The 14,191-nt window shown below is 66.1% G+C and carries 14 protein-coding genes; 7 read left to right on the plus strand and 7 right to left on the minus strand.

What is annotated here, in order from left to right; all coding sequences use genetic code 11:
• Nucleotides 1-30 precede the first annotated feature (30 nt).
• On the minus strand, nucleotides 31-717 hold the full coding sequence (locus ACYQ4T_RS11050; protein ID WP_459853753.1) for a phosphatidylserine decarboxylase: 687 nt from the start codon (nucleotides 715-717) through the stop codon (nucleotides 31-33).
• Nucleotides 718-911: 194 nt separating this feature from the next.
• Between ACYQ4T_RS11050 and ACYQ4T_RS11055 the strand changes: the two genes are divergently transcribed.
• Nucleotides 912-1,376, plus strand: a complete 465-nt coding sequence (locus tag ACYQ4T_RS11055; RefSeq protein WP_459853755.1) for a hypothetical protein — start codon at nucleotides 912-914, stop codon at nucleotides 1,374-1,376.
• A 98-nt stretch (nucleotides 1,377-1,474) separates the two neighbouring features.
• On the opposite strand, the gene ACYQ4T_RS11060 is transcribed toward ACYQ4T_RS11055, so the two are convergent.
• The gene (locus ACYQ4T_RS11060; protein WP_459853757.1) at nucleotides 1,475-2,770 is read right to left on the minus strand and encodes an Ig-like domain-containing protein; all 1,296 of its coding nucleotides are present in this window, start codon (nucleotides 2,768-2,770) and stop codon (nucleotides 1,475-1,477) included.
• A 271-nt stretch (nucleotides 2,771-3,041) separates the two neighbouring features.
• Here ACYQ4T_RS11060 and ACYQ4T_RS11065 point away from each other — a divergent pair, with 271 nt between their 5' ends.
• Genes ACYQ4T_RS11065 through ACYQ4T_RS11075 form a run of 3 tightly spaced genes read left to right on the plus strand, consistent with a single transcriptional unit; the run spans nucleotide 3,042 to nucleotide 5,412 of the window.
• Nucleotides 3,042-3,626, plus strand: coding sequence for an LOG family protein (locus ACYQ4T_RS11065; RefSeq protein ID WP_459853759.1), 585 nt, complete (start codon nucleotides 3,042-3,044; stop codon nucleotides 3,624-3,626).
• A gap of 23 nt (nucleotides 3,627-3,649) precedes the next feature.
• Nucleotides 3,650-4,864 (plus strand): NADP-dependent isocitrate dehydrogenase, encoded by a 1,215-nt coding sequence (locus ACYQ4T_RS11070; RefSeq protein WP_459853761.1) that lies wholly within the window; start codon nucleotides 3,650-3,652, stop codon nucleotides 4,862-4,864.
• A gap of 5 nt (nucleotides 4,865-4,869) precedes the next feature.
• Nucleotides 4,870-5,412 (plus strand): peptidylprolyl isomerase, encoded by a 543-nt coding sequence (locus tag ACYQ4T_RS11075; RefSeq protein ID WP_459853763.1) that lies wholly within the window; start codon nucleotides 4,870-4,872, stop codon nucleotides 5,410-5,412.
• A 7-nt stretch (nucleotides 5,413-5,419) separates the two neighbouring features.
• On the opposite strand, the gene ACYQ4T_RS11080 is transcribed toward ACYQ4T_RS11075, so the two are convergent.
• From ACYQ4T_RS11080 to alaS, 4 genes are all read right to left on the minus strand, one after another.
• The gene (locus ACYQ4T_RS11080) at nucleotides 5,420-5,989 is read right to left on the minus strand and encodes a hypothetical protein (protein ID WP_459853764.1); all 570 of its coding nucleotides are present in this window, start codon (nucleotides 5,987-5,989) and stop codon (nucleotides 5,420-5,422) included.
• Nucleotides 5,990-6,129: 140 nt separating this feature from the next.
• Nucleotides 6,130-6,705, minus strand: coding sequence for a VPLPA-CTERM sorting domain-containing protein (locus ACYQ4T_RS11085; RefSeq protein ID WP_459853766.1), 576 nt, complete (start codon nucleotides 6,703-6,705; stop codon nucleotides 6,130-6,132).
• 178 nt (nucleotides 6,706-6,883) lie between these two features.
• Complete coding sequence (locus tag ACYQ4T_RS11090; protein WP_459853768.1) at nucleotides 6,884-7,924, minus strand: PrsW family glutamic-type intramembrane protease; 1,041 nt, start codon at nucleotides 7,922-7,924, stop codon at nucleotides 6,884-6,886.
• Nucleotides 7,925-8,159: 235 nt separating this feature from the next.
• On the minus strand, nucleotides 8,160-10,838 hold the full coding sequence (gene alaS, locus ACYQ4T_RS11095) for an alanine--tRNA ligase (protein ID WP_459853770.1): 2,679 nt from the start codon (nucleotides 10,836-10,838) through the stop codon (nucleotides 8,160-8,162).
• A gap of 282 nt (nucleotides 10,839-11,120) precedes the next feature.
• Between alaS and ACYQ4T_RS11100 the strand changes: the two genes are divergently transcribed.
• Together ACYQ4T_RS11100 and ACYQ4T_RS11105 are read left to right on the plus strand one after the other, a co-directional pair.
• Entirely contained in the window at nucleotides 11,121-12,191 is a 1,071-nt protein-coding gene (locus ACYQ4T_RS11100; RefSeq protein WP_459853772.1) for a C1 family peptidase, read from the plus strand.
• A gap of 38 nt (nucleotides 12,192-12,229) precedes the next feature.
• The gene (locus ACYQ4T_RS11105; protein ID WP_459853774.1) at nucleotides 12,230-12,559 is read left to right on the plus strand and encodes a hypothetical protein; all 330 of its coding nucleotides are present in this window, start codon (nucleotides 12,230-12,232) and stop codon (nucleotides 12,557-12,559) included.
• A 96-nt stretch (nucleotides 12,560-12,655) separates the two neighbouring features.
• Here ACYQ4T_RS11105 and ACYQ4T_RS11110 read toward each other — a convergent pair whose 3' ends face one another.
• Nucleotides 12,656-13,153 (minus strand): DUF305 domain-containing protein, encoded by a 498-nt coding sequence (locus ACYQ4T_RS11110; protein ID WP_459853776.1) that lies wholly within the window; start codon nucleotides 13,151-13,153, stop codon nucleotides 12,656-12,658.
• A 159-nt stretch (nucleotides 13,154-13,312) separates the two neighbouring features.
• Between ACYQ4T_RS11110 and ACYQ4T_RS11115 the strand changes: the two genes are divergently transcribed.
• Nucleotides 13,313-13,870 carry a thioredoxin family protein gene (locus ACYQ4T_RS11115; RefSeq protein WP_459853778.1) on the plus strand — a complete coding sequence of 186 codons (558 nt, stop codon included), beginning with the start codon at nucleotides 13,313-13,315 and terminating at the stop codon, nucleotides 13,868-13,870.
• Nucleotides 13,871-14,191: the final 321 nt, after the last annotated feature.

Genomic DNA, 14,191 nt, shown 5'->3' on the forward strand with positions numbered 1-14,191 from the left:
CCGCTTTCAGCGGCGTTCGCCCGGCCGCTCTCAGCGACGTTCGCCAAGCCGCGTCGGCTCGTCGGAATTCAGGTCGGCGATCACGGTCTCGCCGGCCAGGGTTGTCTGTCCCACCGCCACCAGCGGCTGCACGCCGTCCGGCAGATAGACATCGACCCGGCTGCCGAAGCGGATGATACCGAACCGCTCCCCGGCCCGCACCCGCATTCCGGCGGTCAGGTCGCAGTGGATCCGCCGCGCGACCAGCCCGGCGATCTGCACCAGACCGACATCGCGACCGTCGGCCAGGCGCAGATGCACCGATTGCCGCTCGTTCTCCTCGCTCGCCTTGTCGAGCGAGGCGTTCACGAATTTGCCGGGGCGATGCGCGAGGGTCACGACCTCGGCATCGACCGGAATCCGGTTCACATGAACATTGAACACATTCATGAAGATACTGATCCGCATCAACGGCCGGCCGCCCATATTGATTTCCGGCGGCGGCGAAGCGGGCTGGATCATCTGCACGATGCCGTCGGCCGGGCTGATGACCAGCCCCGGGCGGCTCGGCGTCACGCGGTCGGGGTCGCGGAAGAAATAGACGCACCAGGCGGTCAGGATCACGCCCAACAGCCCCAGAGGGGTCCAGAGCCACCAGAGCAGCACGCTCGCCGCGGCAAAGACCGCGATCAGGGGCCAGCCCTTGCGGTGGATCGGGGTTAACACGGTCTCGAACAATGGCGCCTCTCTGGGTCGGTGTTCTCGGCTGTCAGGAATATGGGGAGGACCCCCAAGTCCTTCAAATGCCACACTTCGCCCCATTGGTCACCTGCGACCAGGCGCTTCACCGGGGAACGGCAACGCGCTTTACATATCGTTAAGAGGGTACAGGGTACTTTCCCAGTCCAGAAATTAGCACCCGGCATACCCTCGTGAACCTGAAAGCCCTCCCGTTGCTGAAGCTGCAACAACTGCCACCGGAAGAGCCGCGCTTGCGGATCAATGCCGATGGCTCGCTGCAGATCGGGCGCAAGGACGGCCAGATCGAGTTCGCCTTCAATTATCTCGGCATCACCTTCGAGGCCAACACGCGCCCGACCGCCCACGGCACTGTGGTTCAGCTCGCCGCCGAAATCGCCCCGCTGCCCTATTCGGCCGAAGGCGTCGCCACCCGGCGCGCGGTCATCGCCATCATCGACGCCTCACAGACGCTGCACGAGGCGCGGCTGGTGATCAGCAAGCACCGCTGGATCTATTGCATCGGCAAGGCTGCACTGCCGGGCCATTGGGAGCCGCAGGACGTCATCACCGCCGCGACCCGCCTCGTGCTCGAGGTGAAGCCCTATCTCGTGATGCTGCAGGAAGCCCTGCCGCCGCGCCCGCAGACGGCGCACTGACTCCGTACCCTGTGAGCCGTCATTGCCGGGCTTGACCCGGCAATCTCGCTCCGATCGGCACCGGATGCCCGGGGCAAGCCCGGGCATGACGATTCAAGTCAGTTCTGCTTCTTCGGCAGGTTGAAGATCTGGCCCGGATAGATGAGATCGGGATCGCGGATGTGGTCCTTGTTGGCTTCGAAGATCACCGTGTACTGGACGCCGCTGCCGTAGGTGCGGCGGGCGATGCGCCAGAGGCTGTTGCCCGGCTGCACGATGACGCTGTCATCGCTCAAGGCGATGGTCGAGAAATCCGGCTGCGAGAACGGCACCTCGACGCGGGCCTGCACCTTGCCGGCAGCGTCGACCAGGTCCACCCGCAGCTTGTGGTCGCCGGCCGGCGCCTTCTGCTCCGGCACGAAGGTCCAGCGGCCGGAGCCGTCGGCCTTGGCGTTGCCCATCGTCCCGTTGTCGAGATAGAGCAGCAGGTCGCCGCCGGGCAGGGTGTGCCCGCTCAGCATGGCGCGGCCGTCCTGGGTGTAGTCGATGGTGTCGAGGCTCAAGGGCGCCGTCTGCGGCTGGGCGGCGGGGTTGTCCTGCGAGGCCGCGGTGACCGGGGCCGGCGGCGTCGCCGATGCCGCGCCCGGCGAGTTCAGGAGCTGGGTCGGCCCCTCCCCCTCCTTCGGCACTTCGATCGCGAGCGCGCCGGATGGACGCGTCACCGGCTGGCCGGCGATATCCTCGGCCGGCTTCGGCACCACGACGATGACTTCCTTCTCGGAATCGAGGCTCTTGCCGCCGTCGTCGGTGGCGCGCACCGAGAATTTGTGCTGGCCGGGATCGACCGCGGAATCCGGCAGCAGCACCCACTCGCCACGATCGTCCGCTTCCGCCGAGCCGACCGCCTTGCCGTTGTCGAGCAGCGTGATCTTGGTGCCGGGGGCGGCACGTCCGGCGATCACCGCGTCGCCGTTCGGGTTGACGCGCACCACGTCGAAGCTCGGCTTGATCTCCGGCGCCGGTGCCGGCGCCGGATTCTGGGCGGCCGAGGCAACCTGCTCGCTGCCGGCGGCCGGCGGTTGTGCGGCCGGCGTCTCGGTGGTCGCCGCCTGGCTCTGCGGCGGATTGATCGGCTGCGGCTCGGTGGCGCCGGTGATGGACGATTGCGGGACGGGCTGCTCGCCGGCCCCAGCGGGCGGCTGCGCCGCCGGCTCTCCGGCGGGAGCGGAGGACGGCTCGGCCGGCGCCGGATTGGCGGGCGGGCTGGCCGGCTGCGCGGCGGGCTGCGCCGGTTGCACCTGGGCGGTGGGCTCGGGGGTGTCGTCCACGTCCTGCTTCGACACCGCGTAGATCAGGCCCAGGATCGCCGCAACCAGGACGGCACCGATGGTTGCGACCAAGGTCAGCCGGTTCATGAAAATCGCTCGATTCGTCTCATTACAGTTCCGTCACACCGTAATGCGGAACCCGAATCCGCGCAATCAAGGGGGTTCCCTTAGCCCATTTGCCGGGTGTCCTACCCAGCGGTTTTATGGGTCTCCCGCGGCGCAATATCGGGTTGACGGCATTCGGAATAGGCCCCAAAACACCCGCATTGAAAAGGTTTAAAAACCCCTCCTTTCCCGGCTCTCCTGGCCCCCCTTTGGGCGCCACGCAAGCTGGGGCCAAATGGGCCTCTCCAAATCCATGACCTTGATTAGATCCATCTGTGTCTATTGCGGCTCGGCGCGCGGCCGCTCGCCGCGCTACGTCGCCGCCGCCCGCGAACTCGGCGAAGCCATGGCCGAACGCAAGATCCGCCTCGTCTACGGCGGGGCCCGCATCGGCATGATGGGCGAGGTCGCCGACGCCGTGATGAAGAACGGCGGCGAGGTGATCGGCGTCATCCCGGAGCATCTGCAGACCAGCGAAGTCGGCCATTCGGGCATCACCGAGCTCAAAGTCGTCGAGAGCATGCATGTCCGCAAGAAGCTGATGTTCGATCTCTCGGACGGTTTCGCGGTGCTGCCCGGCGGCTACGGCACCCTGGACGAGCTGTTCGAGATCGTGACCTGGCGGATGCTTAAACTGCACGACAAGCCGGTCGTGGTGCTGAACATCGACGGCTATTGGGATCCCTTCCAGAAGCTGATCGACCAGCTGATCGGCGAGGGCTTCGCGCGCGAGGATTCGCGGCAGTATTTCTCGGTGGTGAACTCGGTGGGGCGGATGTTCGACCTCCTCGACCAGCCCGCCGACATCCAGGTTACGGAACACCCGGAACGCATTTAATTCTTGAAACGGAGGATATCGAGATGGCGAAGATCAAGGTCAAGACGCCGCTGGTGGAGCTGGACGGCGACGAGATGACCCGGATCATCTGGGCCTTCATCAAGCAGAAGCTGATCCTGCCCTATCTCGACATCGATCTGAAATATTACGATCTCGGCGTCGAGAAGCGCGACGAGACCAACGACCAGATCACCATCGATTCCGCGAACGCGATCAAGCAGTACGGCGTCGGCGTCAAATGCGCCACCATCACCCCGGACGAAGGCCGGGTGAAGGAGTTCGGGCTGAAGCAGATGTGGAAGTCGCCGAACGGCACCATCCGCAACATCCTCGACGGCACCGTGTTCCGCCAGCCGATCATCTGCAAGAACGTGCCGCGCCTGGTGCCGAACTGGACCCAGCCGATCGTGGTCGGCCGTCACGCCTTCGGCGACCAGTACCGCGCGACCGACTTCATCGTGCCCGGCAAGGGCAAGCTCACCATGAAGTTCGTGCCCGAGGGCGGCGGCGAGCCGATCGAGAAGGAAGTGTTCAACTTCCCCGGCGCTGGCGTCGCCATGGGCATGTACAACCTCGATGACTCCATTCGCGGCTTCGCCCGCGCCTGCTTCAACTACGGCCTGACGCTCGGCTGGCCGGTCTATCTGTCGACCAAGAACACCATCCTCAAGGTCTATGACGGCCGCTTCATGAACATCTTCCAGGAGGTGTTCGACAAGGAGTTCGCCGACCAGTTCAAGGCCAAGAACATCCGCTACGAGCACCGCCTGATCGATGACATGGTCGCGGCCGCGCTGAAATGGTCCGGCGGCTTCGTCTGGGCCTGCAAGAACTACGACGGCGACGTCCAGTCCGACACCGTCGCGCAAGGCTTCGGCTCTTTGGGCCTCATGACCTCGGTGCTGCTCTCGCCCGACGGCAAGGTGGTCGAGGCGGAAGCCGCGCACGGCACGGTGACCCGGCATTATCGCGAGCACCAGAAGGGCAAGGAGACCTCGACCAACCCGATCGCCTCGATCTATGCCTGGACCCGCGGCCTCTATTACCGCGGCAAGTTCGACAACACCCCGGACGTTCAGAACTTCGCCGAGACCCTGGAGCGGGTCTGCGTCGAGACCGTCGAGAGCGGCTACATGACCAAGGACCTGGCGCTGCTGATCAGCCCCGACCAGAAATGGCTGACCACCACGCAGTTCCTCGACAAGCTGGACGAGAACCTGAAGAAGGCGATGGGGTAACCGCCATGAACGTCACCCGCCGCTTCGTGATCGCCGCCGCGCTGGTGCTCGGCGCGGCAATGCCGGCCCACGCTCAAGATGCCAACACGCTCTATCTCGACTTCAAGGACGGGCGGGTGACCATCCAGCTCGATCCGGTCGCGGCGCCGAAGACCGTCGCGCATATCCAGGACCTGGTCCGGAAGGGCTTCTACACCAACACGCCGATCCACCGCGTCATCCCCGGCTTCATGGCGCAGATGGGCGACCCGACCGGCACCGGCGGCGGCCCCGGCTCCGGCACCACCGTCCCCGCCGAGTTCGGCCCGACGCCGTTCGAGCGCGGCACCGTCGGCCTGGCGCGGACCGAGGACCCGAACAGCGGCGACAGCCAGTTCTTCATCATGTTCGCGCCGAACGACTATCTCAACGGCAAGTACACCGCTTTCGGCAAGGTCGTAGACGGCATGGATGTCGTGGACAAGATCAAGGCCGGCACCCGCGAGAACAACGGCGTGGTCGACAACCCGGACAAGCTCCTCAAAGCCACGCTCGGCGATATGCAGTAAGCCGCTGCTAGGCGGCGGCGGACTTCCGTCGCCGCCAGCCGACCAGGCCCAGCCCGCCCAGCGCCGCGGCGAACAGCGGCAGTGCGGCGGGCAGCGGCGTCGTCGCGACGGCAACCGGCGTGGCCGTGATATGCGCGATGCCGTGATAGGTCTCGTAGAGGCCGCCGTAACCCGCCTGCATGTACATCGCGTAGATCGGTTGGAAACCGCCGAGCGAGAAGTTGGAGATATCGAAGACCAGGTCGTCGGTGCCGACATGGATGCCGCTCACGCCGCCCCCGTTGGCGAGCCCGCCGATCCGCAACTGGTCGAAGAAGTAGAAGTAGCCCAGCGTGCCGACATTGAGGTTGATGAAGCTCGCGTCCACCGCCCCGCTCGCGAAGTTCACCAGGTCGGCCGTGAACTTGAACTCGGCCAGCACGGCCGGGGCCGGCAACGGGTCGGCGCCGCCGAGCACGTCGGTGAAGTCCCAGGCCGAGAAGGTCACCGTGTAGTCCATGGTGGTGGCCGCCGCCGGGCGCGCCACGCCGGCCAGCAGGACAACGCCGGCGAGCGCCAGCAGCAGACGCCTGATCATCGATTCACCCCATTTGATTCAAATGCCCGGCGCGGATCTTAAGATCAACCCCCGGCTGCAACAACCGCAATGATGGTATGGCGTCGGCGAAACAGGGTTAAGGTCGGCAGCGCCGAACGACCGGCAACCGCGCGGCGGCGTCAGGCGGCGGCGGATTTCCGGCGCCGCCAGCCGACCAAGCCCAGACCGCCCAGCGCCGAGACCAGCAGCGGCAGCGCCGCCGGGATCGGCGTCGTCGCCACCGCCGACTGGGTCACATGGACCAGGCCGCTGGCAGCCCCGAAGACATTAGGGACGCTGGCCTGTTCGTAGAGCAGGCTGCCGAACAGCGGCGTGCCCGAGGTGAAGTTCAAGACGACCAGCGAGAAGTCGTCGATGCCGAAGGTAAGCCCGGCGGCGCCGCCCGTGGTGCCGCCGATGGTCAGGGAATCGGTCCCCGCGCTGTAATTGAACGACAGCGAATCGCTGAAGACGAGCGGATCGATGAAATCCAGCGTGGCGGTCGAACCTTCGATCACATTCGCCGTCGGGTCGAAGGTCAGGTTCAAATGCCCAAGCACGAAGGGCGCCGGCGCCGCGCCCGGCCCGAACAGGCCAGTGAAATTCGAGGCGCCGAAGGTGACGTCGAAGTTGATCGGCGTGGCGGCAGCCGGCTTGATGGCGGCGAGCGCCATGACGGCACCGCCCAATGCAAACAGCCAGTTCCGGATTTTCACGATCTACGCCCCCGTCCTGAAGAATTGACTCAACTTTTAGGCATCGCCGCGCCCTCTTGGCAAGCGACGATCGGTGACACCGGCGGCAAACAGCGTTAATGCGAGGAACGCCGGCCTATTCCCAGCGATTTGCCGCGCCGCCGGGCCCCGCGTTCGGCCATGCCGACAGGTCTCGGCGCTACTGCTTGAACCGCACCAGGATGCCGAACAGCGCCAGCATCGGCGAGAACAGCAAAGCCACGGTGGCGATCACGCTGGCGCGGAGCTCCGCCGGCGAGACCTGGCTCAGGTCGGTCGGCTGCGGCTGGTCCTGCATCTGCATGCCGGCGATCACCAGGGCGACGATCGAGGCGACCAAGCCCATGCCGCCGACGATGATGATGACGTCGCCGATCTTGCGACAGCGCCGGCGCAGCGCGAGGTGCCGCTCGAAGGCCTGGCGACCGGCCTCGCCCAGGTCGGCCGCATTCTGGGCCGCGTCATATTCGCGGCCGCAAATCCTGAGCTGGCGCACGAACAGGATCAGCGCGCAGACCACGACGCCGAGCACGCAGGGGATGGCGATCGGCAGCGCCTGCATCACCGTCTCCGGCTGGATCTGCTCGGTGCGGAAATATTCCAGCAGCGGCCGCACCAGGCCCCAGTCGAACAGCGAATGCGCCAGCGCCGCGACCGCATAGCCATAGAGGATGAAATCCCAGCGCCGCCAGCCGCTGCGGACGAAGGCGGCGATGAACGTGCCCATGAACATCGCCATCATGCCGTGCACGAAGCTGGCGACGATGCCGCGGCCGAGCGCGATCCATTCCGCCGCCTCGGGCAGCGCCCGCGCATATTGCAGGTTCTCCAGCGCCGCGAAGCCCAGCGCCACCACCAGCCCGGCCTGGAACGCCTCGGCCGGCGTCAGGCCGCGGCGGAACAGCAGCAGCACGATCATGGTGGCGAGCAGCTTCACCGCCTCCTCCGGGAGTCCTGCGGCGAGCGCCATCGCCTTCAGCGCGCTCCAGGCATCGACGATGCCGACCAGGCGATCCTCGGCCGGCGGCAGGATCGCCGCATAGCCGGCGGTGATCGCCATCCCCGCCACGAAGGCGGCGCCGATCAGCAGCCAGCGCGCCGGCCGCGGAAACAGCCACTGATAGAAGCCGGTGAGCAGCCCGGCGCAGGCCAGCACCGCGACGATGGCCAGGATCGGAGGCAAGCCGGCGGGATGGGGCAAATCTGTCTCTTTTGGTTCTAGGTTCTAGATGGAGAGACTTGGCGCTGGATCGAATGCATCACGGCTGCATCGACCCCCACCCCAACCCGCCCCCATCTTGGGGGCGGGGGATCTTCTAGACCGTCATGTGCCGCAGAAAAAGAGTCCCTCCCCCCAAGATGGGGGGAGGCTAGGTAGGGGGTTGATGCAGCCTGAGCGCTCAAGATCCAGCGCGCCGCCGTCCCCCCGGCCAATCTCAAGCCGCCTTGATGCGGTCGCCGATCGCGGCTTCGATCGCGGCGATGGCGTTCTGGGCGTTGGCCGCGTCGGGACCGCCGGCCTGCGCCATGTCGGGACGGCCGCCGCCGCCCTGGCCGCCCAAGGCAGCACTCCCCGCCTTCACCAGGTCGACCGCCGAGAGCCGGCCGGTGAGGTCGTCGGTGACGCCGACCACCACGCTGGCCTTGCCGTCCGCGGTGGCAATCAATGCCACCACGCCGGAGCCGAGCTGCTTCTTCAGCGCGTCGGCCATGCTCTTCAGCTCCTTGGCCGGCACGTCGGGCAGCAGGCGCGCCGCCAGCTTGATGCCGTTGATGTTCTTCGCATCGCTGCCGGCGTTCGAAGCACCGCCGCCGCTTCCACCCACCGCAATCTGCTTCCTGGCCTCCGCCAGCTCGCGCTCCAGCTTCTTGCGCTCTTCCAGCAGCGACACGATGCGCTGCCCGAGATCCTGCGGCACCGCGCGCAGGGCTGCCGCCGCCTCATGGACGATCTTCTGCTGCTCCTCGACGAATTTCTCGGCGGCCGCGCCGGTCACCGCCTCGATGCGGCGCAGCCCCGCGCCGACCGCGCTTTCGCCGACGATCTTCAGGAATCCGATATCGCCGGTCCGCCGCACATGGGTGCCGCCGCAAAGCTCGGTCGAGAACTCCTTCACTTCCTCCTCATCGCGACCGCCCATGGAGACGACGCGCACTTCCTCACCGTATTTCTCGCCGAACAGCGCCATGGCGCCGGCCTCGATCGCGGCATCGGGCGTCATCAGCCGGGTGCCGACATCCGCATTGGCGCGGATCCGGCGGTTCACCTCATGCTCGATCCAGGCGATATCCTCGGGCGTCAGCGCCTTGTTGTTGCTGAAGTCGAAGCGCAGCCGGTCGGGCGCCACCAGCGAGCCCTTCTGGGTCACATGCGCGCCCAGGCGCCGCCGCAGCGCCTCATGCAGCAGATGCGTCGCCGAGTGATGCGCGCGCAAGCCCGAACGGCGTTTGCCGTCGACCTTCATCTCGACCGCCTCGCCTTTGCTGATCGAGCCCTGCACGACCTTGCCCAGATGCACGAACAGCTCGCCGAGCTTCTTCTGCACGTCATGCACTTCGATCACGCCGCCCTCGGCCGTGGTGATGCGGCCGGTATCGCCCATCTGGCCGCCGCTCTCGCCATAGAACGGGGTCTGGTTGGTGACGATCGCGACCTCGTCGCCCTTGCCCGCCGCATCGACTTCCTTGCCGGCCTTGACCAGCGCGGTGACGATGCCCTGCGCGCTCTCGGTCTCATAGCCGAGGAACTCGCTGGCGCCGACCTTCTGCTTCAGGTCGAACCAGATGGTCTCGGTCGCCGCCTCGCCGGAGCCGGCCCAGGCAGCGCGCGCCGTCGCCCGCTGCCGCTCCATCGCCGCGTCGAACTGCGCCTGGTCGACCTCGCGATTCTGGCCCTTGAGCACATCCGCGGTGAGATCCAAGGGAAAGCCGAAGGTGTCGTAGAGCTTGAACGCGACCTCGCCGTTGAGCTTCTGGCCCGGCTTCAGCCCCGCGGTCTCCTCGTCGAGCAGCTTCAGCCCGCGCTCCAAGGTCTGCTTGAAGCGGGTCTCCTCGAGCTTCAGGGTCTCGGTGATGACCGCCTGCGCGCGGCCGAGCTCCGGATAGGCCTGGCCCATCTCCAGCACCAGCGCCGGAACGAGCTGCCACATCAGCGGCTCTTTGTAGCCCAAGAGATGCGCATGCCGCATCGCGCGGCGCATGATCCGCCGCAGCACATAGCCGCGGCCTTCGTTCGAGGGCAGCACGCCGTCGGCGATCAGGAAGGCGGAGGCGCGCAGATGGTCGGCGATCACCCGGTGCGAGACCTTGTGCACGCCGTCCGCCTCGGTCTTAGAAATCTCCGCCGAGGCTTCGATCAGCTTGCGGAACAGGTCGATGTCGAAATTGTCATGCTTGCCCTGCAGCACGGCCGCGAGCCGCTCCAGCCCCATGCCGGTGTCGATCGAGGGCTTCGGCAGGTTGATGCGCTCGGTCTTGGTGACCTGCTCGAACTGCATGAAGACCAGGTTCCAGATCTCGACGAAGCGATCGCCGTCCGCATCGGGCGAACCCGGAGGCCCGCCGAAGATCTTGTCGCCATGGTCGTAGAAGATTTCCGAACAGGGCCCGCAGGGCCCGGTATCGCCCATGGACCAGAAATTGTCCGAGGTCGAGATGCCGATGATCCGGCTGTCCGGGAAGCCGGTCACCTTCTTCCACAGCGCCCGCGCCTCGTCGTCCTCGGAGAAGACGGTGATGGTGAGCTTGTCCGGCGAGAGCCCGTATTCCTTGGTCAGCAGGTTCCAGGCGAGCGGGATCGCCCGCTCCTTGAAATAGTCGCCGAACGAGAAGTTGCCGAGCATCTCGAAGAAGGTGTGATGCCGCGCGGTATGGCCGACATTCTCGAGATCGTTATGCTTGCCGCCGGCCCGCACGCATTTCTGCGCGGTTGTCGCCCGGCTATAGGCGCGCTTCTCCTGCCCGGTGAAGACGTTCTTGAACTGCACCATGCCGGAGTTCACGAACATCAAGGTCGGATCGTTCCGCGGCACCAGCGGCGACGAAGCCACGACCTCATGCCCCTCCTTGCGGAAGTAGTCCAGAAACACGCGGCGAATTTCGTTGGCGGTATGCATAGGCAGAAGCGTCCGATCTCGATGGTTGGTCAGTGGGTTAGCGGATGGTTGAAGGTGCAGCACATCGCCCGGAAAGGTATCGCGAGCGCGGTCTGTTAGTATTTAGGGTTTTTTCTGGCGGGGCAAGGGGTTGCTCCCCGCGGAAGCGCAGGCTCCATCCCTCCGGCCCGCGCCAGACCCGCGTGGCAGCGCATGCCTCGGCCTGGTGCACCGGTCCTGTGTCACGGCTGCATAACGATCGCCATGGGATCTGGTCCACGGGGACATTCGCAGGAGGGACAGATGGCATCGACATTCTTGAAAGAAATGATGGCGAGATCGGAGGTGACCGACACCGAAGCCAAGATCCTAGCCACGGCCGACGTGACATCGGCAGAGGACCTTGACGCCTTGCTCCGGGCCTTTCCATCCCTGGCATCGCAAGGAATCGGCCGACAGCGGCTGGCGAGTGCCGTGGCATCGCAATTGAAGGCCGCGTACAGCGCGGTGACCGGCATTGGCGAGGCGCCGCCACATCCCGCGCCGCTTGGCGCCCTTCCACCGCCGAGCGCCACCTTCAAGCCGGGCGACCGGGTGCCACTGACGGCGATGGCACCGATGGGCGGCGTCGCCGCACCACCTCCGCCGATCGATCTGCGGCTACCGCACTGGCCGGTCCGCGATCAAGGGCAGCGCGGAACCTGCGTTGCCTTCGGCGCAACGGCATGCTCTGAGCACCTGACGCAGGTGCCGGATCTTTCCGAGCAGTTTCTCTATTGGGCGATCAAGGACCACAGCAACGATCCGTATCACGGCAGCGATGGCACCTGGCTCGAATACGCCAGGGACATGCTGGCGCAGGACGGGATCTGCACCGAACCTCTTTGCCCCTATGTGGGAACGCCGGTGGTGCCGGTTTCCGGAGCAATACCCTCGGCCGCCGCGAAGGCCGATGCTGCCGCCCGCAAGATCACGGCAACGACCTGGGCGCAGACGCCGGCCAATGCCGCCAGCGGGCTCCTGCAGCTGCTCCAGCGCGGCCGACCAGTCGGGATCTGCCTCCCCGTGTTCGGCGATCCGAGCACGCCGAACGGACCGACCAACTGGACCACCAATGTCGGCTGGGCCTATGGACGGGTGCTGAATCCTCCGCCGACCGCACAGGTCGTGGGCGGTCACTGTGTCTGCGTCACCGGCTTCGCGCCCGATCCCAATGAGCCTTTCGGCGGCTACTTCATCATCCGCAACAGCTGGAGCATCGCCTGGGCGAACCGCGCCCCGGCGCCCGGCAACAGCCATTCCCCCGAGCCGGGCTACGGCGAGGTTTCCGCCTATTACGTGAACGCTTATTGTTGGGAGATCCTTCAACTCTGACCTAGGCTGGCCTTGATGAAGCCGCCTTCGGAATGAAAATGGCGCCTCTCAGGATTCTGCCCTATGACGTGAGCAGCCGTCGCGGCGACTTCCAGGCGAAGCTCTCCGAGGACGCCCTGCTCCTCCCACGCGAGGTTTCGGATGCCGCTGCCCAACAGGGCATCCGAACTGCGGAGGATCTCTTGTCTTATTTGCAGGCCTTCCCCACCGCTATCGCCAGCCAACTGCAATGGCGGAACGAAGACGTGACACTAGCCACCCAGCGTCTGCGACAGCAGCTTGCCGGCCGCGTGAACCCGGTCCACCTGGACCAGACACAGCGTCCCAACCCGCCCTTCGGTGCCCGCCCGCCGAGGGGCAAGCGCTAGCCCCGCGCTCGATGCGGCTGCACTCATGATCTCCGTCGCGCGCGCAAGCCGTCGACGCCGGACGTATCCTTCTCCCAAGGTGAGAAGGGATGCCAGCTACCGCCCCTCCACCCCCCGCGCCGGCAGATCCGGCGCTCCCGCCGGCACCGGATTGCGCTCAAGGTCGGCGATCAGCTGCTCCATCTCGCCGATCTCCCGCACCTGGGCCTCGATGATGCCGTCGGCGAGTTCGCGCACGCGGGGATCGCGGATATGGGCGCGGGCGCTGGTCATGATGGCGATCGAGTGGTGCGGGATCATCGCCTTCATGTAGGAGACGTCGTCCACCGTCTCCTGGCTGCGCACCAGCCAGAGCGATGCGGCGAAGACGACGACCGCGCCCGCGGCGATGCCGGCATTGGCGCGGCGGCTCGGGTACATCTTCAGCATGAAGCCCAGCATGACGACCGCCATCACCGCGCCCATCAGCAGCGCCATCCACGCCCGTGTCTGGCTGAACCAGACATGGTCCAGCGCGAAGGTGTTGAGATACATCAGGCCGTACATGACCACGGTCGAGGTCGTGATCATCGCAGCGAAACGGGCATAGGACATGGCTCACCTTTGTCGGAGCGTTCCGGGGATAAGAGGGGAAGCCCGCATCCGCCCCCTCGTTCCGAAGTCGGGCACCGCCCGGCTTGATCGCGAGGCCGGGACTGCGCATCCTGGAGCCAGGTTCCGCCCGCAGATCCTATCCGACGAAGGATGCCGCCCATGGCCGCTTCACCCTCCCCCACCGACATCGCCTTCAACACCCCCGCCCCCGCCTTCTCCCTCCCCGCCACCGACGGCCGCAGCTACACGCTCGACGACATCGTCGGCCGGAAGGGCACGGTGATCGTCTTCATCTGCAATCACTGCCCCTATGTGAAAGCGGTGGTCGACCGGCTGGTGGCGGATGCGAAGCTGCTGCAGGCCGAGGGCATCGGCGTCGCCGCGATCTGCGCCAACGACGCACGCACACACCCGGAAGATTCCTTCCCGAAGATGAAGGAATTCGCGCGGCTGCACGGCTTCACCTTCCCCTATCTGCATGACGAGAGCCAGGCGGTGGCGCGCGCCTACAACGCGGTCTGCACGCCGGACTTCTTCGGCTACGACGGCGCGCGCAAGCTGAAGTATCGCGGCCGGCTCGACGAAGGCGGCCGCGCCACCCCGGCGCCGGGCGCCAAACGCGAGCTGGTCGAGGCAATGCGCGCCATCGCCGCCGGCCGCGATCCGGCTGAGCAGACGCCGTCGATCGGCTGCTCGATCAAGTGGAAGGCGGCCTGAGCGCGACTGCGACCCGACGACCTGGACAGGCGGGCACCCTTAGGGGGATGTCCCCTTCTGTATAAAATCGCTCCTCCGAATCTTCGGAGGTGGCTCGCACTCCAGCCGATAGCGTTCTTCTCCGGAATACTTGACGGAGCTGCATTGCAGCATCGTGCCGGTCCAATGGTCCAGCATGAAGGTTCCGCCCATCGGAGAGGAGACCATTTCCCAGCGGCCGATCCAGAGCACGGCACCGGCAATCGCGGTGGAGCCAATAACGACGGCAACTGAGATCTTCATCCGCAAACGATGGGCCACACGGCCCGATCGGGTCAAGGC

Source organism: Dongia sp. agr-C8 (assembly GCF_054658695.1).